Annotated in this window: 28 protein-coding genes; 21 read left to right on the forward strand and 7 right to left on the reverse strand. The window is 71.2% G+C overall.

The annotated features are described in order from the left end of the window. Nucleotides 1-83 precede the first annotated feature (83 nt). The 10 genes from hisD to ACFWP5_RS30640 all read left to right on the forward strand — a co-directional run bounded on the left by hisD (nucleotide 84) and on the right by ACFWP5_RS30640 (nucleotide 7,830). Entirely contained in the window at nucleotides 84-1,430 is a 1,347-nt protein-coding gene (gene hisD / locus ACFWP5_RS30595; protein WP_384163557.1) for a histidinol dehydrogenase, read from the forward strand. Beyond that, a complete protein-coding gene (locus ACFWP5_RS30600; RefSeq protein ID WP_384163560.1) occupies nucleotides 1,427-2,545 on the forward strand; it encodes a histidinol-phosphate transaminase in 1,119 nt (372 codons plus the stop codon). The genes hisD and ACFWP5_RS30600 overlap by 4 nt, the downstream gene beginning before the upstream one ends. Then, a complete protein-coding gene (hisB, locus tag ACFWP5_RS30605) occupies nucleotides 2,542-3,135 on the forward strand; it encodes an imidazoleglycerol-phosphate dehydratase HisB (protein ID WP_019062289.1) in 594 nt (197 codons plus the stop codon). Before ACFWP5_RS30600 ends, hisB begins: the two co-directional genes overlap by 4 nt. After that, nucleotides 3,132-3,296 carry a hypothetical protein gene (locus tag ACFWP5_RS30610; protein WP_384163563.1) on the forward strand — a complete coding sequence of 55 codons (165 nt, stop codon included), beginning with the start codon at nucleotides 3,132-3,134 and terminating at the stop codon, nucleotides 3,294-3,296. The genes hisB and ACFWP5_RS30610 overlap by 4 nt, the downstream gene beginning before the upstream one ends. Next, nucleotides 3,287-3,946 (forward strand): imidazole glycerol phosphate synthase subunit HisH, encoded by a 660-nt coding sequence (hisH, locus tag ACFWP5_RS30615; protein ID WP_384163566.1) that lies wholly within the window; start codon nucleotides 3,287-3,289, stop codon nucleotides 3,944-3,946. The genes ACFWP5_RS30610 and hisH overlap by 10 nt, the downstream gene beginning before the upstream one ends. Next, nucleotides 3,946-4,674, forward strand: a complete 729-nt coding sequence (gene priA, locus ACFWP5_RS30620) for a bifunctional 1-(5-phosphoribosyl)-5-((5-phosphoribosylamino)methylideneamino)imidazole-4-carboxamide isomerase/phosphoribosylanthranilate isomerase PriA (protein ID WP_328683917.1) — start codon at nucleotides 3,946-3,948, stop codon at nucleotides 4,672-4,674. Before hisH ends, priA begins: the two co-directional genes overlap by 1 nt. Further along, nucleotides 4,671-5,087: a RidA family protein gene (locus ACFWP5_RS30625; protein WP_384163571.1), complete on the forward strand. Its 417-nt coding sequence runs from the start codon at nucleotides 4,671-4,673 to the stop codon at nucleotides 5,085-5,087. Before priA ends, ACFWP5_RS30625 begins: the two co-directional genes overlap by 4 nt. Continuing rightward, nucleotides 5,084-5,839 (forward strand): imidazole glycerol phosphate synthase subunit HisF, encoded by a 756-nt coding sequence (hisF, locus tag ACFWP5_RS30630; RefSeq protein WP_384163575.1) that lies wholly within the window; start codon nucleotides 5,084-5,086, stop codon nucleotides 5,837-5,839. Before ACFWP5_RS30625 ends, hisF begins: the two co-directional genes overlap by 4 nt. A gap of 138 nt (nucleotides 5,840-5,977) precedes the next feature. After that, nucleotides 5,978-6,565 carry an ArsR/SmtB family transcription factor gene (locus ACFWP5_RS30635; protein ID WP_384163578.1) on the forward strand — a complete coding sequence of 196 codons (588 nt, stop codon included), beginning with the start codon at nucleotides 5,978-5,980 and terminating at the stop codon, nucleotides 6,563-6,565. A gap of 14 nt (nucleotides 6,566-6,579) precedes the next feature. After that, nucleotides 6,580-7,830 (forward strand): MFS transporter, encoded by a 1,251-nt coding sequence (locus ACFWP5_RS30640; protein ID WP_384163581.1) that lies wholly within the window; start codon nucleotides 6,580-6,582, stop codon nucleotides 7,828-7,830. A gap of 16 nt (nucleotides 7,831-7,846) precedes the next feature. Here the strand turns inward: ACFWP5_RS30640 and ACFWP5_RS30645 are convergent, their stop codons facing one another. Then, nucleotides 7,847-8,482, reverse strand: a complete 636-nt coding sequence (locus ACFWP5_RS30645) for a TIGR03085 family metal-binding protein (RefSeq protein ID WP_384163584.1) — start codon at nucleotides 8,480-8,482, stop codon at nucleotides 7,847-7,849. Nucleotides 8,483-8,565: 83 nt separating this feature from the next. Here ACFWP5_RS30645 and hisI point away from each other — a divergent pair, with 83 nt between their 5' ends. The 11 genes from hisI (at nucleotide 8,566) to lgt (ending at nucleotide 17,482) form a co-directional block, all read left to right on the forward strand. Further along, nucleotides 8,566-8,967, forward strand: coding sequence for a phosphoribosyl-AMP cyclohydrolase (gene hisI / locus ACFWP5_RS30650; RefSeq protein ID WP_384163587.1), 402 nt, complete (start codon nucleotides 8,566-8,568; stop codon nucleotides 8,965-8,967). Nucleotides 8,968-8,978: 11 nt separating this feature from the next. Next, entirely contained in the window at nucleotides 8,979-10,457 is a 1,479-nt protein-coding gene (locus ACFWP5_RS30655) for an anthranilate synthase component I (RefSeq protein WP_384163590.1), read from the forward strand. Nucleotides 10,458-10,509: 52 nt separating this feature from the next. Further along, nucleotides 10,510-11,151: a TIGR02234 family membrane protein gene (locus ACFWP5_RS30660; protein ID WP_384163593.1), complete on the forward strand. Its 642-nt coding sequence runs from the start codon at nucleotides 10,510-10,512 to the stop codon at nucleotides 11,149-11,151. A gap of 234 nt (nucleotides 11,152-11,385) precedes the next feature. Then, nucleotides 11,386-11,634, forward strand: a complete 249-nt coding sequence (locus ACFWP5_RS30665; RefSeq protein WP_384163596.1) for an HGxxPAAW family protein — start codon at nucleotides 11,386-11,388, stop codon at nucleotides 11,632-11,634. 108 nt (nucleotides 11,635-11,742) lie between these two features. Next, a complete protein-coding gene (locus tag ACFWP5_RS30670; protein ID WP_384163598.1) occupies nucleotides 11,743-12,198 on the forward strand; it encodes a DUF2752 domain-containing protein in 456 nt (151 codons plus the stop codon). A 125-nt stretch (nucleotides 12,199-12,323) separates the two neighbouring features. Beyond that, on the forward strand, nucleotides 12,324-13,133 hold the full coding sequence (gene trpC / locus ACFWP5_RS30675; RefSeq protein ID WP_384163601.1) for an indole-3-glycerol phosphate synthase TrpC: 810 nt from the start codon (nucleotides 12,324-12,326) through the stop codon (nucleotides 13,131-13,133). Between the two features lie 22 nt (nucleotides 13,134-13,155). Beyond that, nucleotides 13,156-13,368, forward strand: a complete 213-nt coding sequence (gene trpM / locus ACFWP5_RS30680) for a tryptophan biosynthesis modulator TrpM (RefSeq protein ID WP_381242150.1) — start codon at nucleotides 13,156-13,158, stop codon at nucleotides 13,366-13,368. Nucleotides 13,369-13,427: 59 nt separating this feature from the next. Continuing rightward, complete coding sequence (gene trpB, locus ACFWP5_RS30685) at nucleotides 13,428-14,717, forward strand: tryptophan synthase subunit beta (protein ID WP_384163604.1); 1,290 nt, start codon at nucleotides 13,428-13,430, stop codon at nucleotides 14,715-14,717. Then, complete coding sequence (gene trpA / locus ACFWP5_RS30690; protein ID WP_384163607.1) at nucleotides 14,714-15,529, forward strand: tryptophan synthase subunit alpha; 816 nt, start codon at nucleotides 14,714-14,716, stop codon at nucleotides 15,527-15,529. The genes trpB and trpA overlap by 4 nt, the downstream gene beginning before the upstream one ends. Before the next feature lie 90 nt (nucleotides 15,530-15,619). Next, nucleotides 15,620-16,396, forward strand: coding sequence for a DsbA family protein (locus tag ACFWP5_RS30695; RefSeq protein WP_384163610.1), 777 nt, complete (start codon nucleotides 15,620-15,622; stop codon nucleotides 16,394-16,396). Between the two features lie 93 nt (nucleotides 16,397-16,489). Further along, entirely contained in the window at nucleotides 16,490-17,482 is a 993-nt protein-coding gene (gene lgt, locus ACFWP5_RS30700) for a prolipoprotein diacylglyceryl transferase (RefSeq protein ID WP_384163613.1), read from the forward strand. 59 nt (nucleotides 17,483-17,541) lie between these two features. On the opposite strand, the gene ACFWP5_RS30705 is transcribed toward lgt, so the two are convergent. From ACFWP5_RS30705 to ACFWP5_RS30730, 6 genes are all read right to left on the reverse strand, one after another. Further along, nucleotides 17,542-18,360 (reverse strand): HpcH/HpaI aldolase/citrate lyase family protein, encoded by an 819-nt coding sequence (locus ACFWP5_RS30705; protein ID WP_384163616.1) that lies wholly within the window; start codon nucleotides 18,358-18,360, stop codon nucleotides 17,542-17,544. Beyond that, nucleotides 18,357-19,556, reverse strand: coding sequence for a CaiB/BaiF CoA transferase family protein (locus ACFWP5_RS30710; RefSeq protein WP_384163619.1), 1,200 nt, complete (start codon nucleotides 19,554-19,556; stop codon nucleotides 18,357-18,359). The genes ACFWP5_RS30705 and ACFWP5_RS30710 overlap by 4 nt, the downstream gene beginning before the upstream one ends. Further along, entirely contained in the window at nucleotides 19,553-20,449 is an 897-nt protein-coding gene (gene rbsK / locus ACFWP5_RS30715) for a ribokinase (protein ID WP_384163622.1), read from the reverse strand. Before rbsK ends, ACFWP5_RS30710 begins: the two co-directional genes overlap by 4 nt. Beyond that, nucleotides 20,446-21,807 carry an ADP-ribosylglycohydrolase family protein gene (locus ACFWP5_RS30720; RefSeq protein WP_384163625.1) on the reverse strand — a complete coding sequence of 454 codons (1,362 nt, stop codon included), beginning with the start codon at nucleotides 21,805-21,807 and terminating at the stop codon, nucleotides 20,446-20,448. Before ACFWP5_RS30720 ends, rbsK begins: the two co-directional genes overlap by 4 nt. After that, nucleotides 21,795-23,006, reverse strand: a complete 1,212-nt coding sequence (locus ACFWP5_RS30725) for an ADP-ribosylglycohydrolase family protein (RefSeq protein WP_384163628.1) — start codon at nucleotides 23,004-23,006, stop codon at nucleotides 21,795-21,797. The genes ACFWP5_RS30720 and ACFWP5_RS30725 overlap by 13 nt, the downstream gene beginning before the upstream one ends. Nucleotides 23,007-23,014: 8 nt before the next feature. Further along, on the reverse strand, nucleotides 23,015-23,745 hold a 731-nt coding region (locus ACFWP5_RS30730), incomplete at its 5' end, for an ADP-ribosylglycohydrolase family protein (RefSeq protein WP_384163631.1).

The following is a 23,745-nucleotide window of genomic DNA, read 5'->3' on the forward strand; positions in this document are numbered from 1 at the left end:
ATCTTCCGGGTTCCGGCCACGTTCTGTATCAGCCATTGATACGCGCGAACGGTGCCCGATCTCAGTCTGAGAGAATTGGCCCCGTGATCTCCCGAATCGATCTGCGCGGTGACGCCCTCCCCGAAGGGCCCGCCCTGCGCGACCTGCTGCCCCGAGCCGACTTCGACGTCTCGGCCGCCCTGGAGAAGGTGCGGCCGATCTGCGAGGCCGTGCATCATCGGGGCGACGCGGCGCTGATCGACTTCGCCGAGAAGTTCGACGGCGTCCGCCTGGAGCAGGTACGGGTCCCGGCCCAGGCGCTCAGCGACGCGCTGGAACACCTCGACCCGGCGGTGCGCGCGGCCCTGGAGGAGTCCATCCGGCGCGCCCGGCTCGTCCACCGCGAGCAGCGCCGTACGACGCACACCACCCAGGTCGTGCCCGGCGGCACGGTCACCGAGAAGTGGGTGCCGGTGGACCGGGTGGGGCTGTACGCGCCCGGCGGGCGGTCCGTCTACCCGTCGTCCGTGATCATGAACGTGGTGCCCGCCCAGGAGGCTGGCGTCCCGTCGATCGCGCTCGCCTCGCCGCCGCAGGCCGAGTTCGACGGCCTGCCGCACCCGACGATCCTCGCCGCCTGCGCGCTGCTCGGCGTCGACGAGGTGTACGCCGCCGGTGGCGCGACCGCCGTCGCGATGTTCGCCCACGGCACCGAGTCCTGCGCCCCGGCCAACATGGTCACCGGGCCCGGCAACATCTGGGTCGCCGCCGCCAAGCGCTACTTCACCGGCAAGATCGGCATCGACACCGAGGCCGGTCCCACCGAGATCGCAGTCCTCGCCGACGACACCGCCGACCCGGTGCACGTCGCCGCCGACCTGATCAGCCAGGCCGAGCACGACCCGCTCGCCGCGGCCGTCCTGGTCACGGACTCCGTGACGCTCGCGGACGCGGTCGAGAAGGAACTGGAACCGCAGGTCGCGGCCACCAAGCACATCGAGGACCGGATCGTCCCGGCGCTGGCCGGCAAGCAGTCCGCGATCGTCCTCGTCGACGGCATCGACGAGGGTCTGCGGGTCGTCGACGCGTACGGCGCCGAGCACCTGGAGATCCAGACGGCCGACGCGGCCGCGGTCGCCGACCGGGTGCGGAACGCGGGCGCGATCTTCGTCGGACCCTGGGCGCCCGTCTCCCTCGGCGACTACGCGGCCGGCTCCAACCACGTGCTGCCGACCGGGGGTTGCGCCTGCCACTCCTCCGGGCTCTCGGTGCAGTCCTTCCTGCGCGGCATCCACATCGTCGACTACACGAAGGACGCGCTGGCCGACGTGGCGCATCACGTGGTGACGCTGGCGGAGGCGGAGGACCTGCCCGCGCACGGCGCGGCGGTCAAGGCGAGGTTTGTCGGAGACGAACAAATGTCGCGTGGTTGGAAGGTGCCCGGCAAGTGAGCTTCGGAATCGACGATCTTCCCGTACGGGACGAGCTGCGCGGCAAGTCCCCCTACGGCGCGCCCCAGTTGGACGTCCCCGTACGGCTGAACACCAACGAGAACCCCTATCCGCTGCCCGAGGCGCTGGTCGAGCGGATCGCCGAGCGGGTCCGCGAGGCCGCCCGCGATCTCAACCGCTACCCGGACCGGGACGCGGTCGAGTTGCGCACCGAGCTGGCCAACTACCTCACGAAGACCGGGAGTTACCGGGTCGGCGTCGAGAACGTGTGGGCGGCCAACGGCTCCAACGAGGTCATCCAGCAACTGCTCCAGACCTTTGGCGGACCCGGCCGTACCGCGATCGGCTTCGAGCCGTCGTACTCGATGCACGCGCTCATCGCGCGCGGCACGGGGACGGGCTGGATCTCCGGCCCGCGCAACGAGGACTTCACGATCGATCTCGCCGCCGCCGAGCGCTGGATCGCCGAGAACAAGCCCGACGTCGTGTTCATCACGACCCCCAACAACCCCACGGGCAACGCCGTTCCGCCCGGGACGGTCCTCGCGCTGTACGAAGCGGCGCAGGCCGCCAAGCCGTCGATGGTGATCGTCGACGAGGCGTACATCGAGTTCAGCCACGGCGACTCGCTGCTGCCGCTGCTCGAAGGTCGGCCGAATCTCGTCGTCTCCCGGACCATGTCGAAGGCGTTCGGTGCGGCGGGCCTGCGGCTCGGCTATCTCGCCGCGCACCCGGCCGTCGTCGACGCCGTGCAACTCGTACGGCTGCCCTACCACTTGTCGGCCGTCACCCAGGCGACCGCGCTGGCCGCCCTGGAGCACACCGACACACTGCTCGGGTACGTGGAGCAGCTGAAGGGCGAACGGGACCGACTGGTGGGCGAGTTGCGCGCCCTCGGCTGTGAAGTCGTCGAGTCCGACGCGAACTTCGTGCAGTTCGGGCGGTTCGACGGTGAGGGTGGCTCGCACGCCGCCTGGCAGAAGATCCTCGACCAGGGCGTCCTGGTCCGGGACAACGGCATCCCGGGGTGGCTGCGGGTCTCCGCCGGAACCCCCGAAGAGAACGACGCGTTCCTCGACGCGGTCCGTGAACTGAAGAAGGAGCAGAGCGCATGAACCGCGTAGGACGTGTGGAGCGGGCGACCAAGGAGACGTCGGTCCTCGTCGAGATCGATCTCGACGGCCACGGCAAGGTCGACGTGTCGACAGGAGTCGGCTTCTACGACCACATGCTCGACCAGCTCGGCCGGCACGGTCTGTTCGACCTCACCGTGAAGACCGAGGGCGATCTGCACATCGACTCGCACCACACCATCGAGGACACCGCCCTCGCGCTCGGCGCCGCCTTCAAGCAGGCGCTCGGCGACAAGGTCGGCATCTACCGCTTCGGCAACTGCACGGTCCCGCTGGACGAGTCCCTCGCGCAGGTGACCGTCGACCTGTCCGGCCGCCCGTACCTCGTGCACACCGAGCCCGAGAACATGGCGCCGATGATCGGCGAGTACGACACGACGATGACCCGGCACATCCTGGAGTCCTTCGTCGCCCAGGCCCAGATCGCGCTGCACGTGCACGTGCCGTACGGGCGCAACGCGCACCACATCGTGGAGTGCCAGTTCAAGGCCCTCGCCCGCGCCCTGCGCTACGCCTCCGAGCGCGACCCGCGCGCGGCCGGCATCCTCCCCTCCACGAAGGGCGCGCTGTGACCGGCCTGTCGAGCCTCCTGATCGTCGTCGGACTCTTCTTCCTCGGCGGGGTCTACTCCTTCGTCAAGCAGAAGATGCCGGCGAGCCTCATCGTGCTGGTCTCCATCGGTGCCGCGACGTGTCTGGTCGCGGGGGTCATGCGGTTGGCGGTGTGGAATTGAGCGCAGCGAAGAACGCGTCCAAGAAGGTAGTTGTTTTTGACTACGGCTTCGGGAACGTCCGTTCCGCCGAGCGTGCCCTCGCGCGCACCGGTGCCGAGGTCGAGATAACGCGTGACTACGACAAGGCCATGAACGCGGACGGGCTGCTGGTGCCCGGCGTCGGCGCCTTCGCCGCCTGCATGCGGGGCCTCAAGGAGGCGCGCGGCGACTGGATCGTCGGGCGTCGGCTGGCAGGTGGGCGCCCGGTGATGGGCATCTGCGTCGGCATGCAGATCCTGTTCGCGCGCGGCATCGAGCACGGCGTGGAGACCGAGGGCCTGGACGAGTGGCCCGGTTCGGTCGAGCCCTTGCAGGCCGAGATCGTGCCCCACATGGGCTGGAACACCGTGGACACCCCGGCGGGCTCACAGCTCTTCGCGGGCCTCGACGCGGACGCGCGCTTCTACTTCGTGCACTCCTACGCCGTCCACGACTGGTCCCTCGAAGTCGTGAACCCGGCGATGCGCGCCCCCCTGGTGACCTGGTCGACCCACGGCAAGCCCTTCGTGGCCGCCGTGGAGAACGGCGCCCTGTGGGCCACGCAGTTCCACCCCGAGAAGTCCGGCGACGCCGGAGCGCAGCTGCTGAACAACTGGATCGGAACCCTCTGATGCCTTCGAAGCTCGAACTCCTCCCCGCCGTGGACGTCCGCGACGGCCAGGCCGTCCGCCTCGTGCACGGCGAGTCCGGGACCGAGACCTCCTACGGCTCCCCCCTGGAGGCCGCCCTCGCCTGGCAGAGCTCCGGCGCCGAGTGGCTGCACCTCGTCGACCTGGACGCCGCGTTCGGCACCGGCGACAACCGCAAGCTCATCGCCGAGGTCGCCGGCGCCATGGACATCAAGGTCGAGCTGTCCGGCGGCATCCGCGACGACGACACGCTCGCCGCCGCCCTCGCCACCGGCTGCACCCGGGTGAACCTCGGCACCGCCGCGCTGGAGACCCCGGAGTGGGTCGCCAAGGTCATCGCCGAGCACGGCGACAAGATCGCGGTCGGTCTCGACGTACGCGGCACGACCCTGCGCGGGCGCGGCTGGACCCGCGACGGCGGCGACCTCTACGAGACGCTGGACCGCCTCAACTCCGAGGGCTGCGCCCGGTACGTGGTCACCGACATCGCCAAGGACGGCACCCTCCAGGGCCCCAACCTGGAGCTGCTGCGCAACGTCTGCGCGGCGACCGACCGCCCGGTCGTGGCCTCCGGTGGCGTGTCGTCGCTCGACGACCTCCGCGCCATCTCCGAGCTGGTACCCCTCGGTGTCGAGGGCTCCATCGTCGGGAAGGCCCTGTACGCGAAGGCGTTCACCCTGGAAGAGGCCTTGGAGGCGGTGGCCCGGTGACCGAGCTACGACGCGTGTCGACCGGCGCCCCCTGGGAGGACGCCTTCGGCTACTCCCGCGCGGTGGAGCTGCCCAACGGCCTGGTGCTGGTCTCCGGGTGCACGTCGATAGTGGACGGCGAGATCGCCGGGGGCGGTCCCTACGAGCAGACGGTCAACGCGTTCAACGTCGCGTTCTCGGCGCTGGACCAGCTGGGTCTCGGCCCCGCCGATGTGGTGCGCACTCGTATGTACATCACCCACGCCCGGGATGTGGAGGACGTGGGCCGCGCACACAAGGAACTGTTCGACGCGATCCGGCCCGCCGCGTCCATGATCATCGTGTCCGGCTTCGTCGACCCGAGCCTGGTCGTCGAGGTCGAGGTGGAGGCGTACCGGGACCCGGAGGCGCGGCGCGGGGAGGGTTCGTCATGACCCTCGCCGTACGAGTCATCCCCTGCCTGGACGTGGACAACGGCCGGGTCGTCAAGGGTGTCAACTTCCAGAACCTGCGCGACGCGGGCGACCCCGTCGAGATGGCCAAGGTCTACGACGCCGAGGGCGCCGACGAGTTGACCTTCCTGGACATCACCGCGTCCTCCGGCAACCGCGAGACGACGTACGACGTGGTCCGCCGCACAGCCGAGCAGGTCTTCATCCCGCTCACGGTCGGGGGCGGCGTCCGCACGGCCGAGGACGTGGACAAGCTGCTGCGGGCGGGCGCGGACAAGGTCGGCGTCAACACGGCGGCGATCGCCCGGCCGGAGCTGATCCGGGAGATCGCGGAGCGGTTCGGACGGCAGGTGCTGGTGCTGTCCGTGGACGCGCGCCGTACGGAGTCGGGTTCGTTCGAGGTGACCACCCACGGCGGTCGCAAGGGCACCGGCCTCGACGCCGTCGAATGGGCGCACCGGGCGGCCGAGTTGGGGGCGGGGGAGATCCTGCTCAACTCGATGGACGCGGACGGCACGAAGGACGGCTACGACCTGGAGATGATCGCGGCGGTACGCAAGCACGTGACCGTGCCGGTCATCGCCTCCGGGGGCGCGGGCAAGCTCGCGGACTTTCCGCCGGCGGTGGCGGCGGGGGCGGACGCGGTGCTGGCGGCTTCTGTCTTTCACTTCGGGGATCTGCGGATCGGCGAGGTGAAGCAGGCGCTGAGGAAGGCGGGTCACCTGGTTCGGTGACTGCCGGTTCGGTGACTTCCGTAGAGGCGTTGTAAGCCCCGGCTGCCTGATGGTCGGGGCTTACTTGCGGGTGGATGTAAAAGGAAAGTTGCGCAAAATATATTGCGCAACTTCCCTTTCGTATCTAGCGTTGACTGCATGACCTCGAACGAGACCCGTGCCATCACCGATCTGGGGACGCTCAAGGCGTTCGCGCACCCGCTGCGCATCAAGCTGTACCGGGCACTGCACGTGGCCCGTACCGCGACCGCCTCGCAGCTCGCCGACCAGGTCGACGAGGCCGTATCGCTGGTCAGTTACCACCTGCGCAAGCTCGCCGAGCACGGGCTCATCGAGGAGGCCGAGCGGCAGGGCGAGGACGGCCGGGAGCGCTGGTGGCGGCCGTCCGCGGAGGGCCTGACCGTGCGGCACGAGGACGTCAAGGACGCCCCCGAGAAGCTCGCGGCCCAGGGTGCGCTCACCCGGATCCTGCTGGAGCAGCGCGTCGACCTCTACCGGCGCCACCTCGACGAGTCCGAGTCCTGGAGCGACGAGTGGCGCTCGGCGGGCTTCGAGGGTGAGTACCTCCCGCGCCTCAACGCGTCCGAACTCGCCGCGCTCCAGGGTGAGTTGGACACGCTGGTCAACAAGTACCAGGCCAAGGGGCGGGCCGCCGAGGCGGCGGGGGACACCCAGGGCCGCGAGAACGTCGCCATCCACCTGTACGGCTTCCCGTTCCGCGCCTGAGAGGACGAACTCCCGTGACCACCGCGCTCATAACCCCGGCCGAGGCACCCGGACTCCCCGCCCACCGCGACGGAAACGTCCTGCGCTGGCTCGGTGCGTACGCCTCCTCGATGGTCGGGGACAGCGTCTACTACATCGCTCTGTCCTGGGCGGCCGTACAGGAGGGCTCGCCCGCGCAGGCCGGCGTCGTGATGACCATCAGCGCCGTGCCGCGCGCCTTGCTGATGCTCGGCGGGGGAGTGATCGCCGACCGGTTCGGGCCGCGCAGGGTCGTCATCGGGAGCGACGCGGTGCGCTGCGCGGCGGTGCTGGCGGTGGCCGCGCTGCTCTTCCTGACGAGCCCGGGACTGTGGCCGCTGGCGCTGCTCGCCGTGGTGTTCGGGACGGTGGACGCGGTGTTCATGCCGGCGGTGGGCGCACTCCCCGCGCGCGTGACGAGCCGGGACCAACTCGCGCGCGTGCAGGGTATGCGGGGGCTGGCGATCCGCTTCGCCCTTGTCGTCGGGGCCCCGCTCGGCGGCCTTGGCGTCGCGGTCGGCGGTGCGGCGGCGGCGTTCGGGCTCGCCGGGCTGCTGATCGCGGTGTCGGTGCCGCTGCTGATCTCCGTACGGATGCAGGAGTTGCCCGCTGACGACAAGGCAGGCGCCCACCCGACGTCCCCTCTGGGTGACCTGGGCGACGGCCTGCGCTACATCCGCGGCCACCGTGTCCTCGCCCCGCTGATGCTGGCCATCGCGCTCGGAGACCTCGGTTTCGTGGGCCCGCTCAACGTGGGCCTGACCCTGCTGGCGGACGAGCGCGGGTGGGGCGCGTCGGGCATGGGCTGGGTGCTCTCCGGCTTCGGAACGGGCGCCGGGGCGGCGGCACTGCTGCTGACCGTGCGGGGCCGGCTGCCGCACGCCGGGCAGGTCGCCGGATACGCGATCCTCGCCGGCTCCGTCGCGATCGGCGCCCTCGCCTTCGTCCCGAGCGTTCTCGCGGCGGTCGGTGTCGCCCTGCTCATCGGGCTGCTCGCCGGACTCAGCGGCGCGATGTGCGGCGCCCTGCTGCAGACCCAGGCCGACCCCGCCTACCTCGGCCGCGTCACCGCCGTCTCCGGCCTGGTCAGCCTCGGCTTCGCCCCGCTCAGCATGCCGCTGTCGGCCGCCGCGATCGGGGCATGGGGCACGGGCCCGGTGTTCGTGGTCAGCGCGGTGGTCTGCGGGCTGGGCGGGGCCATCGCGCTGTGCGTCCGGGACCTGCGGCGCGCGGAACTACCGGGCTGATCCCTCGGATCCCCGGTCAGATCCCCAGCTGCTTGGCCTCCTGGAGCTTGGCGATCGCGTTCTCGTCGCCGTCCAGTTCCACCTTGGCCACGCTCTGCCGGCCGTGGGCGAACAGCAGCAGCTCCGAGGGCTCACCGGTCACCGTCACGACCGGTGCGCCCTTGTGGGCGACCGCCGTCTGACCGTCGGGGCGGCGCAGCACCAGCCCGGTCGGCGCGGAGCGGCCCATCAGCCGGGCCATGCGCTCCAGGCGGGACCACAGGGCGTCCTGGAACACCGGGTCCAGTTCGCGCGGCGTCCACTCCTCCTGGGCACGCCGTACGTCCTCCGTGTGGACGTAGAACTCGACCGTGTTGGACGCCTCGTCGAGCTGCTTGAGCTGGAACGGCGAGAAGCGCGGCGGGCCCGTACGGATCAGCTGGATCAGCTCCTCGTACGGCTTCGCCGCGAACTCCGTCATCACCCGCTCCAGACGCGGCGCGAGCTGCTTGATCATGATGCCGCCGGCGGCGTCGGCGCGGCGCTCGCGCACCACCACGTGCGCGGCGAGGTCACGGGTTCGCCACCCCTCGCAGAGAGTCGGGGCGTCCGGGCCCGCGGTCTCCAGGAGATCGGCGAGAAGAAGTCGTTCACGCTTGGCGTAGGTCGACATACCATCAGCCTACGACCGCGTCCCGGGTCCGCACAGTGGACACCCGGCCAGGGCTGTCAGTGGGGCGCGGCACAATGGCACCCATGACCAGCACGCCCTCACGCAGCAGCCTCGATCCCGATATCGCCGCCCGCCTCAAGCGCAGCGCCGACGGGCTCGTCCCCGCCATCGCCCAGCAGTACGACACCGGTGAGGTGCTCATGCTCGGCTGGATGGACGACGAGGCGCTGCATCGCACCCTGACGACCGGCCGCTGCACGTACTGGTCCCGCAGCCGCCAGGAGTACTGGGTGAAGGGCGACACCTCCGGCCACTTCCAGCACGTCAAGTCGGTCGCCCTGGACTGCGACGCCGACACGGTCCTCGTGAAGGTCGACCAGGTCGGCGCCGCCTGCCACACCGGCGCCCGCACCTGTTTCGACGCCGACGTGCTCCTCAAGGACGGCGAGGGCGGCGATTCCGGCGCCCCCGCCTCGGATCAGTAAGGTCAGCCGCCATGGACCTTGAGACGTTCCGCAAGCTGGCCACCGACCGTCGCGTCATTCCGGTCACCCGCAAGCTCCTCGCCGACGGCGACACCCCGGTCGCGCTCTACCGCAAACTGGCCGCGGAGCGCCCCGGCACCTTCCTCCTGGAGTCCGCGGAGAACGGCCGCTCCTGGTCCCGTTACTCGTTCGTCGGCGTCCGCAGCGCAGCAACTCTCACCGCACGCGACGGGCAGGCCCACTGGCTCGGCACCCCGCCCGTCGGCGTCCCGGCGGACGGCGACCCGCTCGTCGCCCTGCGCGCCACCATCGAGACCCTGCACACCCCCCACCAGGAGGGCCTGCCGCCCTTCACCGGCGGCATGGTCGGCTATCTCGGCTACGACATCGTCCGCCGCCTGGAGAAGATCGGCCCGGGCGAGCGCGACGACCTCAAGCTCCCCGAGCTGACCATGCTCCTCACCAGCGACCTCGCCGTGATGGACCACTGGGAGGGCTCGGTCCTGCTGATCGCCAACGCGATCAACCACAACGACCTCGACACCGGTGTCGACGAGGCGTACGCGGACGCGACCGCCCGCCTCGACGCCATGGAGGCGGACCTCTCCCGCGCGGTGGCCCAGCCGCCCGCCCAGCTCCCGCCCTCCGAGCTCCCCGAGTACACCGCGCTGTGGGGCGGCCCCGACTTCAAGGAGGCCGTCGAGGACATCAAGGAGCGCATCCGCGCGGGCGAGGCCTTCCAGGTCGTCCCCTCCCAGCGCTTCGAAACACCGTGCACGGCAAGCGCGTTGGACGTGTACCGGGTGCTGCGGGCGACCAACCCGTCCCCGTACATGTACCTGTTCCGCTTCGACGGCTTCGACGTCGTCGGCTCCTCCCCGGAGGCCCTCGTCAAGGTCGAGGACGGCCGCGCGATGGTCCACCCCATCGCCGGCACCCGGCACCGCGGCGCGACCCCGCAGGAGGACCAGGCCCTCGCCGACGAACTCCTCGCCGACCCCAAGGAACGCGCCGAACACCTCATGCTGGTCGACCTCGGCCGTAACGATTTGGGCAGGGTCTGCGAGCCCGGCTCGGTCGAGGTCGTCGACTTCATGTCCGTCGAGCGGTACTCCCACGTGATGCACATCGTCTCGACGGTGACCGGCCGCGTGGCGCCGGGCCGTACCGCCTTCGACGTCCTCACGGCGTGCTTCCCCGCCGGCACTCTCTCGGGTGCGCCCAAGCCCCGCGCGATGCAGATCATCGACGAACTGGAGCCATCCAGAAGGGGGTTGTACGGCGGCTGCGTCGGCTACCTCGACTTCGCGGGCGACTCCGACACCGCCATCGCCATCCGTACGGCCCTGCTCCGCGACGGCACGGCCTACGTCCAGGCGGGCGCCGGCATCGTCGCCGACTCGGACCCCGAGCTGGAGGACCAGGAGTGCCGCAACAAGGCGGCGGCGGTCCTCCGCGCCGTGCACACGGCGAACCGGCTCGGGCAATAGGACGAGGGTCATATGAACCCCGGGTGACGGTTCGCCCGGGGTTCGAGCGATAGTGGACCACGTGACTGCTGCTGTTCCTCACCCCCGTTCCGAAGGCGAAGGCCCCGCGCGCGCCGGCCGCCGCAGCCTTGCCGTGGCCCTGCTGAGCGGTGCGCTCGGCGCGGCCGTGGCGCTGCTGGCCACCCGTCAGCGCTGGTCGATGGGGACCGCGACGGTGGCCGGCGACGCGTTCCCGCTGTCCGTCAAGGGCAGCGACGTCACGGGTGTACCCGCGGCGCTCGCCATAGTGGGCCTCGCCGCGCTCGTCGCCGTCTTCGCCGTCCGCAGGGCGGGCCGCTTCGCGGTCTCCGCCCTCCTCGCTCTCTCCGGCGCGGGCATCGTCGCCGCCGCCCTCCTCGGCGCCACCGACAGCTCCGCGCTCGACGACAAGGCCGCCCAGGCCTCCGGCGACACCTCGTCCGTCGTGCACGCCTTCGACCACACCGCCTGGCCCTACGTCGCCGCGGTCGGCGGCGGACTGATCCTGCTGGCCGGCCTCCTCGCCCTCCTCTACGGCCGCCGCTGGCCCGCCATGTCCGGCCGCTACGAACGCAACGGCACGCCTCGCCCCCGGCGGACTCCTGTGGTGGACCCCGACCGCCCCGAGGACGTCTGGAAGGCCCTTGACCGCGGCGAGGACCCCACCGGCGCGTAGCGCTCCGCTGGAGGGGCGAGGAAGCGTCCGTCGTCGGTTGGCTGCGCCGTCGTCGTGGCTGGGCGCGCAGTTCCCCGCGCCCCTTCGGGGGCGCTCCCGAACCGCAGCGGACACCCCCGGGCCCACTTCGCGCGCCGCGCGCGGGGCCACCCCGAAGCACCGCACCCGCGCGCGTGCGGAACAATGAACCGCGAGCGTCTGCTCACACACGCACACAGCAACGAGGAGCACGTCATGGCGGGCAACAGCCACGGTCACACTTTGGCCGCCTGGACCGGTACAACCATCGTCTTCGTCGGTTTCCTGGTCGCGGGCGCCTTCATGGTGATGGCGCAGCCGATCGGCTTCTGGGCCGGTATGGCGATCGCGGTCGTCGGCGGTGTCGTCGGCTGGGTCATGAGCGCGATGGGAATGGGCATGCCCAAGGACCGTCCCCAGGACCTGACCGAGCTGCTCGGCAAGACGGCGCACGCCGACAGCTGAGCCGTAGCTGTCAGCCGGCCACCACTTCGTGGAGGGGCGGCCCTGGTGCACCGGCACCGGGGGCCGCCCCTCACGCGCGCGTGCCGCACGAAAGGGCCAGGGGGCACAATGCGAGACGTGAACGCCGACAGCCAGAGCATGCCGAAGACGCACGCCCCGGGTACCGCCTCCGTGCTCAACCGCGTCGCCGTGCCCGCGGCCGTTCTCGCTACCGTCGCCGGAGCCTTCGCCTACGTCGGCACGGTCGACCCGAACCAGCCCGGCCACTACCCCGTCTGCCCCCTGTACCGCTTCACGGGCCTGTACTGCCCCGGTTGCGGCGGCCTGCGCAGCGCGCACGAGTTCATCCACGGGGACTTCCTGGCGGCGGTCCAGGACAACGCGATCGCCGTAGTGGGCTATCTGGCCTTCACGGTCGTATGGACCGTCTGGGTGGTCCGTGCGGCGCGCGGCCGGCCCGCGCGGATCGAACTCGGCAGGGTCCAGCTCTGGGGTCTGGGCGCGTTGGTGCTGGTCTTCACGGTTGTCCGGAACCTGCCGTTCGGTGGCTGGCTACATCCTTGATCAATCGGTGGATGTCCAGGTAGTGGGACCGGCGTCAACCGGATGCGAGGCCTACGCCTTCCTCCGGATATCATCAAGGTCAGATGTGACCATTGCTTTTCACCGTCCGGAAGGGGGCCGCTCGCGTGAGTGTGCTCGACGAGATCATCGACGGAGTCCGTGCCGACCTGGCGGAACGGCAGGCGCGCGTCAGCCTCGACGAGCTCAAGGAGCGCGCGGCGAAGGCTCCCGCGGCCAAGGACGGGGTCGCAGCCCTGCGCGGCGACGGCGTCAAGGTCATCTGCGAGGTCAAGCGCTCCAGCCCCTCCAAGGGCGCGCTGGCCGCGATCGCCGACCCGGCGGCCCTCGCCGCCGACTATGAGGCGGGCGGCGCCGCCGTCATCTCCGTCCTCACCGAACAGCGCCGCTTCGGCGGCTCCCTGGCCGACCTGGAGGCCGTCCGCGCCCGCGTGGACATCCCGGTCCTGCGCAAGGACTTCATCGTCACGTCGTACCAGCTCTGGGAGGCCCGGGCCTACGGCGCCGACCTCGTCCTGCTGATCGTCGCGGCCCTGGAACAGCCCGCCCTGGAGTCCCTCATCGAGCGCGCCGAGTCGATCGGCCTCACGCCGATCGTCGAGGTCCACGACGAGGACGAGGTCGACCGCGCGGTCGACGCCGGCGCGAAGATCATCGGCGTCAACGCCCGCAACCTCAAGACGCTTGAGGTCGACCGCGGCACCTTCGAGCGCGTCGCCCCCGAGATTCCGGCCCACATCGTCAAGATCGCCGAGTCCGGCGTCCGCGGCCCCCACGACCTCATCGCCTACGCCAACGCCGGGGCCGACGCGGTCCTGGTGGGCGAGTCCCTGGTCACCGGCCGCGACCCGAAGTCGGCGGTGTCGGATCTGGTGGCGGCCGGGGAGCACCCCGCACTGCGACACGGCCGCGGCTGATCACCCGCTAGGCTGATCCCCGATGACACTCACCCTGACCCCCATGGACCGGCACGCCCGCCTCGCGCGCGGCTGCCGTCCCCGGGGTTGCCGCGCCCCCGCACGCAGGGTGCACGGCCGCAGGGTGCGTTACGTCATCGGAGACGAACCTGGGCAGGTCAACGGCCGTCGATGGCAGGTCTTTAGGGGCGCGGGGAACTGCGCGACCAGCCACGACGGTCCCGCAGCCATCTGAACAACCCCCGCCCCCACGGCGCTTAGTGTCTTTCCAAACACTCACCGTGAGGTTTCCGCATGCCCAGCGAGTTCTTCATCCCAGACCCCGACGGTCAAGTCCCCAGCCCCGAAGGCTACTTCGGCGCGTTCGGCGGCAAGTTCATCCCGGAGGCCCTCGTCGCCGCCGTGGACGAGGTCGCCGTAGAGTACGAAAAGGCCAAGTACGACCCGGAGTTCGCCCGCGAGCTGGACGACCTGCTCGTCAACTACACCGGTCGGCCGAGCGCGTTCACTGAAGTACCCCGTTTCGCCGCGGAAGCGGGTGGCGCCCGGATCTTCCTCAAGCGCGAGGACCTGAACCACACCGGCTCCCACAAGATCAACAATGTCCTCGGCCAGGCCCTGCTCACCAAGCGCATGGGCAAGACCAGGGTCATCGCGGAGACCGGCGCCGGCCAGCACGGCGTCGCCACTGCCACCGCCTGCGCGCTGTTCGGTCTCGAATGCACCATCTACATGGGCGAGATCGACACCCGGCGCCAGGCCCTGAACGTGGCCCGGATGCGCATGCTCGGCGCCGAGGTCATCGCCGTGAAGTCCGGCAGCCGTACGCTGAAGGACGCGATCAACGAGGCGTTCCGCGACTGGGTCGCCAACGTCGACCGCACGCACTACCTCTTCGGTACGGTCGCGGGCCCGCACCCCTTCCCCGCCATGGTCCGCGACTTCCATCGTGTGATCGGCGTCGAGGCCCGCCGCCAGATCCTGGAGCGCGCCGGACGCCTGCCCGACGCGGCGATCGCCTGTGTCGGCGGCGGCTCGAACGCCATCGGCCTCTTCCACGCCTTCATCCCGGACGCGGACGTACGCCTCATCGGCTGCGAGCCCGCCGGACACGGCGTGGAGACGGGCGAGCACGCGGCCACGCTGACCGCGGGCGAGCCCGGCATCCTGCACGGTTCCCGGTCCTACGTCCTCCAGGACGAGGAGGGCCAGATCACCGAGCCGTACTCGATCTCGGCCGGTCTGGACTACCCGGGCATCGGCCCCGAGCACTCCTACCTCAAGGACAGTGGCCGCGGCGAGTACCGCGCGATCACCGACGACGCCGCGATGCAGGCCCTGCGTCTGCTGTCGCGCACCGAGGGGATCATCCCGGCGATTGAGAGCGCCCACGCTTTGGCCGGCGCGCTGGAGGTCGGCAGGGAGCTGGGCAAGGACGGGCTGATCGTCGTCAACCTGTCCGGGCGCGGCGACAAGGACATGGACACGGCCGCGCGGTACTTCGGCCTGTACGACACCAGCGCCGACGCCACCGTCGCAGCTGACGCGGCCGACGTCGCGGAGATCGAGGAGGACGCCAAGTGAGCGGCAACATCCGGCTGTTGGGCGACACCCTCGCCGCCGCGAAGGCCGAGGGACGCGCCGCGCTCATCGCCTACCTCCCGGCCGGGTTCCCGACCGTGGACGGCGGCATCGAGGCGATCAAGGCGGCCTTCGACGGCGGCGCGGACATCGTCGAGGTGGGCCTGCCCCACAGCGACCCCGTCCTCGACGGTCCCGTCATCCAGACCGCCGACGACATCGCCCTGCGCGGCGGCGTCAAGATCGCGGACGTGATGCGCACGGTCCGCGAGACCCATGCGGCGACCGGCAAGCCCGTACTCGTCATGACGTACTGGAACCCGATCGACCGCTACGGCGTCGAGCGCTTCACCGCCGAACTGGCCGAGGCGGGCGGCGCCGGGTGCATCCTGCCCGACCTGCCCGTGCAGGAGGCGGGGCTGTGGAGGGAGCACGCCGAGAAGCACGGGCTCGCCACGGTCTTCGTGGTCGCGCCCAGCAGCAAGGACGCCCGCCTCGCCGAGATCACCAAGGTCGGTACCGGCTTCGTCTACGCCGCCTCACTGATGGGCGTCACCGGCACCCGTGCCTCGGTGGGCGCGCAGGCGCAGGACCTCGTCGAGCGCACCCGGGCCACCACCGACACGCCCGTGTGTGTCGGGCTCGGGGTGTCCGACGCCCGGCAGGCCGCCGAGGTGGCCCGCTTCGCGGACGGCGTGATCGTCGGCTCGGCCTTCGTCAAGGGGATGCTGGACGCGCCGGACGACGCGGCCGGCGTCGAGGCGGTCCGCGTGCTCGCGGGCGAGCTGGCGAAGGGCGTGCGCGGACAGGCGTAGCGCACAGGCGTAAAGGAACAACCGTCCCTCGTATGGGTGGACCTGGGACCGGGGAGGCGCGCTGCGCCTCCCCGGTTCGTTCTGCGGGGTGTGAGCGAGAAGAACCGTGACGGAAAGCGCACCGCCCGCGAGCGGCTGGCGGTCGAGCGTGAGAAGCAGAAGTCCGCGGAGAGGCGGCGGCGCACGCTGATCGTGGCCGCGAGCGTCGTCTGCGTGCTGGGTCTGGCGACGGTGGTCGGCGTCCTCGCCGCGAACTCCGGCAAGGACAGCGGCAGCACGAAGGCGGGCCCGGTCGTGGCGCCCTCCGGGGCGAGTGGCAAGGACAGCCTGGCGATCCAGGTCGGCAAGGACAGCGCCAAACCGACGCTCACAGTGTGGGAGGACTTCCGCTGCCCGGCCTGCCAGGCCTTCGAGACGGCGTACCGCTCGACACTCCACGAGCTGACCGACTCCGGGCAGCTGAAGGTGCAGTACCACCTGGTCACGATCATCGACGGCAACCTCGGCGGCAGCGGCTCCAAGCGCGCGGCCAACGCGGCGGCCTGCGCCCAGGACGCCGGAAAGTTCCGCGACTTCCACGACGTGCTGTACGAGAACCAGCCCAAGGAGACGGACGACGCCTACGCGAGCAACGCCAAGCTGATCGAGCTGGCGGGCAAGGTCAGCGGGCTCGACACGCCCGCCTTCCAGAAGTGCGTCAACAGCGGTACGCACGACAGCTGGGTCGTGAAGTCGGCCGCCGCGTTCCAGGCCGGCGGGTTCACCGGCACCCCGACCGTCCTGTTCGACGGCAAGAACATCTACGCGGACCAGACGATGACCCCGGCGAAGCTGAAGCAGCTGGTCCAGGCGGCGAACAAGGGGTGAGCAGGCGGGCCGGGTTTCATACCGGCCCGTTATGGAGCCGTAGCCGGGCCGCTTGCCGCCGCCGCGGTCCGGCACGGTAGCGTCGACCCTGCCATGGAACTTGCCTACATTCCCAGCCCGTCGCACGGGGTCTACCACCTCGGCCCCATTCCGCTGCGCGGCTACGCGTTCTGCATCATCATCGGCGTCTTCGTCGCGGTCTGGCTCGGCAACAAACGCTGGGTCGCCCGCGGCGGCAAGGTCGGGACGGTGGCCGACATCGCTGTCTGGGCCGTGCCGTTCGGCCTCGTCGGTGGCCGCCTCTACCACGTGATCACGGACTACGAGCTGTACTTCAGCGAGGGCCGCGACTGGGTGGACGCCTTCAAGGTGTGGCAGGGCGGCCTCGGCATCTGGGGCGCGATCGCGCTCGGCGCGGTGGGCGCGTGGATCGGCTGCCGCCGCCGTGGCATCCCGCTGCCCGCCTGGGCCGACGCCCTTGCCCCCGGCATCGCCTTCGCCCAGGCCATCGGCCGCTGGGGCAACTGGTTCAACCAGGAGCTGTACGGCCGCGAGACGCACCTCCCCTGGGCGCTGCACATCACGTCCTCGACGGACGGCCGCGTACCGGGCTACTACCACCCGACGTTCCTGTACGAGTCCCTGTGGTGCGTCGGCGTCGGCTTCCTCGTCATCTGGGCCGACCGCCGCTTCAAGCTGGGCCACGGCCGGGCGTTCGCGCTGTACGTCGCCGCGTACTGCGTGGGCCGAGGCTGGATCGAGTACATGCGCGTCGACGACGCCCACCACATCCTCGGCCTGCGGTTGAACGACTGGACCGCGATGATCGTGTTCCTGCTCGCGGTGCTCTACTTCGTGATCTCGGCGAAGAAGCGCCCGGGCCGCGAAGAGATCGTCGAGCCGGACACGGATGCGGATGGCCCCGCCGGTGAAGCCGACGGTGACAGCGAGCCGGTGGAGAAGGAAGAGCCGGAGTCCGACGCCTCGGAGGCGAAGGAAGACGACGTCACCGCCGAAGCAGAAGAAGCAGACGCGAAGGAAGTAGAAGTCAAGGAAGACGAGGCCGAGTCGGCGAAGAAGGGCTGACGGCCGGTTTCTACGACGTTGAGGGCGCCCCGTGTCTCACGGGGCGCCCTCAGCGCGTGTCAGGTGCGGCGGGCCAGGGACAGTGTCCGTTGGGCCGCCGCCGCCACCGCCGCGTCGATGAACCGGCCGTCGGGCAGGGCCTGGGCGCCCTCCTCCCGCATGGCCGCCTTGACGATGGTCTCGGCCTGTTCGAGTTCGCGGTCGGTCGGGAGGAACGCGCTCTCGATGACCGGGAGTTGACGGGGGTGGATCGCCGCGCGGCCGAGGAAACCCAGGGCACGGCCGTGGGCGCAGGAGGCCGCAAGGCCCTCCAGATCGCGGATGTCCGGGTGGACGGACTGGGGCGGCGGGGCCAGACCCGCGGCCCGGGCGGCGACGACCACCCGCGACCGGGACCAGTCGAGGCCGACGTCGTCGCGTACGCCCAGGTCGGCCCGTAGATCCGCCTCGCCGAGCGCGATGCCGCGCAGTGCGGGGTGCGCGGCGGCGATCGAGAAGGCCCGCTCGATGCCGAGGGCCGTCTCCAGGAGGGCGTACAGGGGGAGGTCGCGGGCCCTTTCCGCTACGGCTACGACGTCCTCCACGGACCTCACCTTCGGGAGCCGTAGGCCGGACAGGCCCGGGAGGGGTGCGAGGGTGCGGAGGTCGTCGGCCGCCCAGGGGGTGTCGAGGGCGTTCACGCGGACGTGGACCGGGACCTCGGGCCGGGGCTGCGAGAGGAGTTCCGCGGTGGCCGCGCGGGCGTAGTCCTTGCGGTCCGGGGCGACCGCGTCCTCCAGGTCGACGACGACCACGTCGGCGCCGGCGGCGAGGGCCTTGGCCACGATCGGGGGGCGGTCGCCCGGGACGTAGAGCCAGGTCAGGGGGTGCGGGGTCACAGGGCGCCCTCGCGGCGGAGAGCGGTCAACTCGGTGTCGGTCAGGCCGAGTTCGGTCAGGACCCGGTCCGTGTCGGCGCCGTGGGGGCGGCCGGCCCAGCGGATGGCGCCGGGGGTGGCGGAGAGGCGGAAGAGGACGTTCTGCATGCGGAGGGGGCCGAGTTCGGGGTCGTCGACGGTGGTGATCGTGTCGAGGGCCTGGTACTGGGGGTCCGCCATGACGTCCCGTACGTCCTGGATGGGAGCGACCGCCGCCTCCGCCTTCTCGAAGGCGGCCAGGACTTCTGTGCGGGTGCGTTGCGCGATCCAGTCGCCGACCGCCGCGTCCAGCACGTCGGCGTGCCGGGCCCGGTCCGCGCCCGTGGCGAACCATGGCTCGTCGATCAGTTCCGGGCGGCCGACCAGACGCATCACGCGCTCGGCGATCGACTGGGCCGAGGTGGAGACGGCGACCCAACTGCCGTCCGCCGTGCGGTAGGTGTTGCGCGGGGCGTTGTTCTGGGAGCGGTTGCCGGTGCGCGGCTGGACGTGGCCGAGCTGGTCGTACCAGAGGGGCTGGGGACCGAGGGCGGTGAGAATCGGTTCGATGATCGCCATGTCGACGACCTGGCCCTCGCCGGTGCGGTCGCGGGCGGAGAGGGCCGTCATCACGGCGTACGCCGTCGCCAGGCCCGCGATCGAGTCGGCGAGGCCGAACGGCGGGAGGGTCGGGGGCGCGTCCGGTTCGCCGGTGATCGCGGCGAAGCCGCTCATCGCCTCGGCGAGGGTGCCGAAGCCGGGGCGGTGGGCGTAGGGCCCGAACTGGCCGAAGGCGGTGACCCGGGCGAGGACCAACCGCGGGTTGGCGGCGGAGAGTTCGGCCCAGCCGAGGTCCCATTTCTCCAGGGTGCCGGGGCGGAAGTTCTCGATGATCACGTCGGCGGTCGCGGCGAGCCGGAGGAGGGTGTCGCGCCCGCCCGGCTTCGACAGGTCGAGGGTGATCGTGCGCTTGTTGCGGCCGAGCAGCTTCCACCACAGGCCGATGCCGTCCTTCGACGGGCCGTGGCCCCGGGACGGGTCCGGCTTGGTCGGGTGCTCGACCTTGATGACCTCGGCGCCGAAGTCGCCGAGCATGGTGGCGGCGAGGGGACCGGCGAAGAGCGTCGCGAGATCGAGAACACGCAGGCCGGACAGGGGAGTTGTGGTCGTCTCGGTCATGACGCGTACTGCTTCTCGATCTCCGCGCGGTACGGCATCGAGGCCGTGGCCCCGGGCCGCTGCACGGACAGCGCTGCCGCCGCTGCCGCCCAGGCCAGTGCGTCCCGCATCGGGCGGCCCTCGGCGAGGGCCACCGCCAGTGAGCCGACGAAGGTGTCGCCCGCGCCGGTCGAGTCCACGGCGGTCACTCGGGGCGCGGGGACGGTGAACGGCTCGGCGTCCCGGGCCGCGTACAGACTGCCCGCCGCACCGAGGGTGACGATCACCTCGGGCACCTGGTCGAGCAGGGACGCCGCTGCCTCGCGCGGGTCGGTGCGGCCGGTGAGGGCGGTGGCCTCGTGCTCGTTGGGGACCAACAGGTCGACGGCGGCGAGGAGTTCGGGTGGCAGGGGAATCGCGGGCGAGGGCGTGAGGATTGTCCGGACGCCGTGGCGGCGGGCCGCCTCCGCGCCCGCGATGACCGCCGCGAGCGGGATCTCCAACTGGAGGAGCAGGGCGTCGGCCGTGGCGATCGTGGCCTCGTCGCCGGGGGCGAGGTGGTCGACGGTGCCGTTGGCGGCCGGGATGACGACGATCGCGTTGCCGCCCTCGTCGTCCACGACGATGTGCGCGGTGCCGGACGGGCCCTCGACGGTGCGCAGATGGTCGGTGTCGACGCCGGAGTGCTCGAAGGTGGAACGGAGTTGGGCTCCGTAGGCGTCGTTGCCGACCGCGCCGACGATCGTGACGTTCGTCGCGCCCGCATGGGCCGCGGCGATCGCCTGGTTGGCGCCCTTGCCGCCGGGGATCGTGCGGAACTCCCGTCCCGTCACGGTCTCTCCGCGCTGCGGGGCCTTCTCGACGTAGGCGACGAGGTCCATGTTCGTGCTGCCGAGCACGGCGATGTGGGTCATGGGCGGGCGGTCTCCTGATGGGTGAGCCGGGCGAGGGTGTCGAAGCCGATGCCGTTGAAGTCGCCTACGGAGGTGGCGAGTCGGTTCTTGAGCGGGGCCGTCCAGCGGTCGGGGAGCGCGGCGGGGGTGCCCGCGAGCAGGGCGGCGACGCTGCCGACCGTCGCTCCGTTGGAGTCGGTGTCCCAACCGCCGGACACCGCGCGGCAGACGGAGCCGGTGAAGTCGCCGTCCGCGTGGGTGAGGGCGGCGGCGATCAGGGCGGTGTTGGGGATCGCGTGGACCCAGTGGTGGGTGGGGGAGTGGATGGCGTGGAGTTCGTCCACTACGTCGTCGAAGTCCCGGTGTCTCCTGGCCAGTTGGAGGGCGTGTTGGATCGCCTTGGCGAGTCGGGAGGTGGGCGGGACGACGGTGAGTCCGGTGCGCAGGCAGGTGTGGATGTCGTGGGTGCCGGTGGTCGCGGTGGCGATCGTGGCCGCTGTGAACATCGCCGCGTAGACGCCGTTGGCGGTGTGGGTGAGGGTGGCGTCTCGGTGGGCCTGTTCGGCCGCTGCGGCGGGGTTTCCGGGGTTGGTCCAGCCGTGCACGTCGGCGCGGATCAGGGCGCCGATCCATTCGCGGAACGGGTTGCGGTGGCGGGCCGTTCGCGGGGGTTCCAGGCCGGCGAGGAGGTTGCGGTAGGCGATGCGTTCGGCGGTGAAGGTGCGGCCTGCGGGGAGTTCGTCGAGCCAGAGCTTCGCCACGTCGGCGGTGGTGAAGTCCTTGCCGTGGCGTTGCAGCAACAGGAGGTTCAGCAGGGGGTAGTTGAGGTCGTCGTCCTCGGGCATGCCGTCGATGTTCTCGGCGAGGGAGGTGGGGGCGGAGCGGCGGTTCCAGGGGTGGGTGGCGAGGAGTTCGGCGGGGACGCCACGGGCGGTGAAGTAGGAGTCGAGGGGCCAGTTGCCGGTGGCGCGGGCGAGTTGGCGGATGCCGTCGAGGGGGATCTTCTCGACGGGTTTGCCGAGGAGGCAGCCGACGGCGCGGCCCAGCCAGGCGGCATGGAGGGTGGCCGGGCGGGGTGGGGAAGTGGCTTGTGGGGTGGGCCAGTTGGGGCAGAGGGCTCGGATGCGCGCGAGGTCGGTGGGCTCCTGGTCCGCCAACCTGCTGGGGAGGTCCGCCAGTTCGTCCAGCAGGTCTTCCGCGAGCAACCGGAGGTAGCGGGTGGGCGGTTGGGCGGACGCGCCCGCCCGTTCCGGTGCCTCCGCGCCGCCCGCCGCTCGCCACCGGGCTGCGATCGCCGACGGTTCGCGTCCGTCCTGGGCGGCCTGGCGCAGCTCGTGTCCGAGCAGGTCCTCCGGCTGGACCCAGGTCAGTCGGAGCACCGCAGCCCTCCGATCTCGGTGAACGCGGCCTCGTGGGCCCGGCGTCGGTGGACGTCCTGTTCGAAGAGTTCGCGGGTGACGGCGGTGAGGGTCGTCGCCGGTTCCCACAGGTCCAGGCGGCTGGCCTCGGCGACCGTCTTCGACCAGTCCTGCGGGACCGGGGAGCCCAGGGCGCCGGCCACCGCGCCGGCCATCGTCGCGGTCGAGTCGCAGTCCCGGCCGTAGTTCACCGAACCCAGCACCGCGTGGCGGTAGTCGCCGCCGGAGACCACCAACATGCCCAGGGCGACGGGGAGTTCCTCGATCGCCTTCGTGCGGGAGGGGCGGCGGGCGTCCAGGGAAGGGGCGCGGTAGTCGGGGCCCACCGTGTCGTACGGCGCGACCGCCTCTCGGAGGGGAACCAGTGCCGACTCGAAGTCCGAGTAACGGGCGGCCACTTCGCAGACCTGCTCGATGGCGGTGCGGGTGCCGTCCTTCGCCAGGGCGAGGCAGGCGGTCACCACCGAGTCCGGGGTGGCGCCCGGTACGCAGGCTGCCGACACCGCTGCCGCGAAGACGCCCGCCGCCTCCCTGCCGTACGACGACTGGTGGGCGCTCGCGATGTCGAGGGCCTCGGCGTAAGCGCCCGCCGGATTGGCCGCGTTGACCAGGCCGACCGGGGCCATGTACATCGCGGCACCGCAGTTGACGATGTTGCCCACGCCGGCTTCGCGGGGGTCGACGTGGCCGTAGTGGAGGCGGGTCGCCAGCCACTTCTCCGCGAGGAAGACGCGCTGGAGGGGGATGGCCTCCGCCTCCAACTCCGGGATCCAGCGCGGGTTTGTCATCAGGTCGGGGACGAGGTGGTCGGCGACGGAGTACGCGTCGAGGTGGTCGCGGACCTGGGCGTAGACCCGTACCAGTGCGTGCGTCATCAAGGTGTCGTCGGTGACGTGGCCGTCGCCCTTGTGGTACGGCGCGATGGGGCGGGCGGTGCGCCAGGCGTCGCCGTTCCAGGGGCCGACGATGCCGTGGACGCGACCGGCGTGGCGTTCGAGGATCTGATCGCGGGAGTAGCCCTCGACGGGGCCGCCGAGGGCGTCGCCGACGGCGGCACCCACGAGGGCTCCGGTGATCCTCTCCTCAAGGCTGGTCTCTGCGGCTCCGGCTTGGCTGGTTTGTTTAAGTTCTTTGGGGTCTTTGAGTTCTTTGGGTGGCATGCACCGAATCATCCTCCTGGCGGGGCCGGTTGTGTGGCTTCCAGGAGTTCGGCGAGTTCTACGAGGTCCGTGCCGGTGAGGCGGGGGAGTGCGCAGCCGGAGAGGGTGCGGCAGGCGTCACGCCAGGTCGACGGGATCGCCTGTCCGCCGCTCAGTGCTCCGGTGAGGGCGCCTGCCAGGGCCGGGGCGGAGTCGGCGACGCGGGAGAGGCAGGCTGCGGCGGGGACCGCTTCGGCGATACGGCCGCGGGCGGCTGTCGCCAGGGCGAGGGCCACCGGGACGGTTTCGGCGGCTGCGATTCCGTAGCTGTAGACGTGGTCGACGATCTGGTGTTCCAGGAGGGGGATCAGGGCGAAGGCGTTGTCGCTGTCCTGGGCCAACTTCAGTGCGTGGCGGGTGTTGCGGCCGATCTCTGTGGCTTCGGGGAGTTCGGCGAGGGCTGCTGCCACGCAGTCGTCCACGTCCGCGCCGACCAGGGCGAGGGAGAGTGCCGCGGCCATGGCTCTGGCGCCGTGGACTCCGTCGCCGTCCTGGGTGTAGTGGGCGTCGAACTCGGCGAGGGCGGCGGCGCGTTGGGGGTCGCCGGGGTGGGCTACGGCGAGGACGCAGGCGCGGACGCAGGCCGCGTCGTCGAAGTAGTGGGGGTTGTCGTGGCCGGTGGCGGGTGGGCGTAGGCCGGCTGCGAGGTTTCCCAGGCCGGCCCTTACCGAGATGCGGGCGCGGAGGGGGAGTACGGCGG

It is taken from the genome of Streptomyces sp. NPDC058469 (genome assembly GCF_042721125.1).
Taxonomy (GTDB): Bacteria; Actinomycetota; Actinomycetes; order Streptomycetales; family Streptomycetaceae; genus Streptomyces.

Excerpts from the sequence above, each read along its gene's own strand:
- hisB (WP_019062289.1), top strand. The coding sequence starts at position 2,542 with ATGAACCGCGTAGGACGTGTGGAGCGGGCGACCAAGGAGACGTCGGTC.
- priA (WP_328683917.1), top strand. The coding sequence starts at position 3,946 with ATGCCTTCGAAGCTCGAACTCCTCCCCGCCGTGGACGTCCGCGACGGC.
- hisF (WP_384163575.1), top strand. The coding sequence starts at position 5,084 with ATGACCCTCGCCGTACGAGTCATCCCCTGCCTGGACGTGGACAACGGC.
- ACFWP5_RS30635 (WP_384163578.1), top strand. The coding sequence starts at position 5,978 with ATGACCTCGAACGAGACCCGTGCCATCACCGATCTGGGGACGCTCAAG.
- ACFWP5_RS30645 (WP_384163584.1), bottom strand. The coding sequence starts at position 8,482 with ATGTCGACCTACGCCAAGCGTGAACGACTTCTTCTCGCCGATCTCCTG.
- hisI (WP_384163587.1), top strand. The coding sequence starts at position 8,566 with ATGACCAGCACGCCCTCACGCAGCAGCCTCGATCCCGATATCGCCGCC.
- ACFWP5_RS30655 (WP_384163590.1), top strand. The coding sequence starts at position 8,979 with ATGGACCTTGAGACGTTCCGCAAGCTGGCCACCGACCGTCGCGTCATT.
- ACFWP5_RS30665 (WP_384163596.1), top strand. The coding sequence starts at position 11,386 with ATGGCGGGCAACAGCCACGGTCACACTTTGGCCGCCTGGACCGGTACA.
- ACFWP5_RS30670 (WP_384163598.1), top strand. The coding sequence starts at position 11,743 with ATGCGAGACGTGAACGCCGACAGCCAGAGCATGCCGAAGACGCACGCC.
- trpM (WP_381242150.1), top strand. The coding sequence starts at position 13,156 with ATGACACTCACCCTGACCCCCATGGACCGGCACGCCCGCCTCGCGCGC.
- trpB (WP_384163604.1), top strand. The coding sequence starts at position 13,428 with ATGCCCAGCGAGTTCTTCATCCCAGACCCCGACGGTCAAGTCCCCAGC.
- lgt (WP_384163613.1), top strand. The coding sequence starts at position 16,490 with ATGGAACTTGCCTACATTCCCAGCCCGTCGCACGGGGTCTACCACCTC.
- ACFWP5_RS30710 (WP_384163619.1), bottom strand. The coding sequence starts at position 19,556 with ATGACCGAGACGACCACAACTCCCCTGTCCGGCCTGCGTGTTCTCGAT.
- rbsK (WP_384163622.1), bottom strand. The coding sequence starts at position 20,449 with ATGACCCACATCGCCGTGCTCGGCAGCACGAACATGGACCTCGTCGCC.
- ACFWP5_RS30725 (WP_384163628.1), bottom strand. The coding sequence starts at position 23,006 with ATGCCACCCAAAGAACTCAAAGACCCCAAAGAACTTAAACAAACCAGC.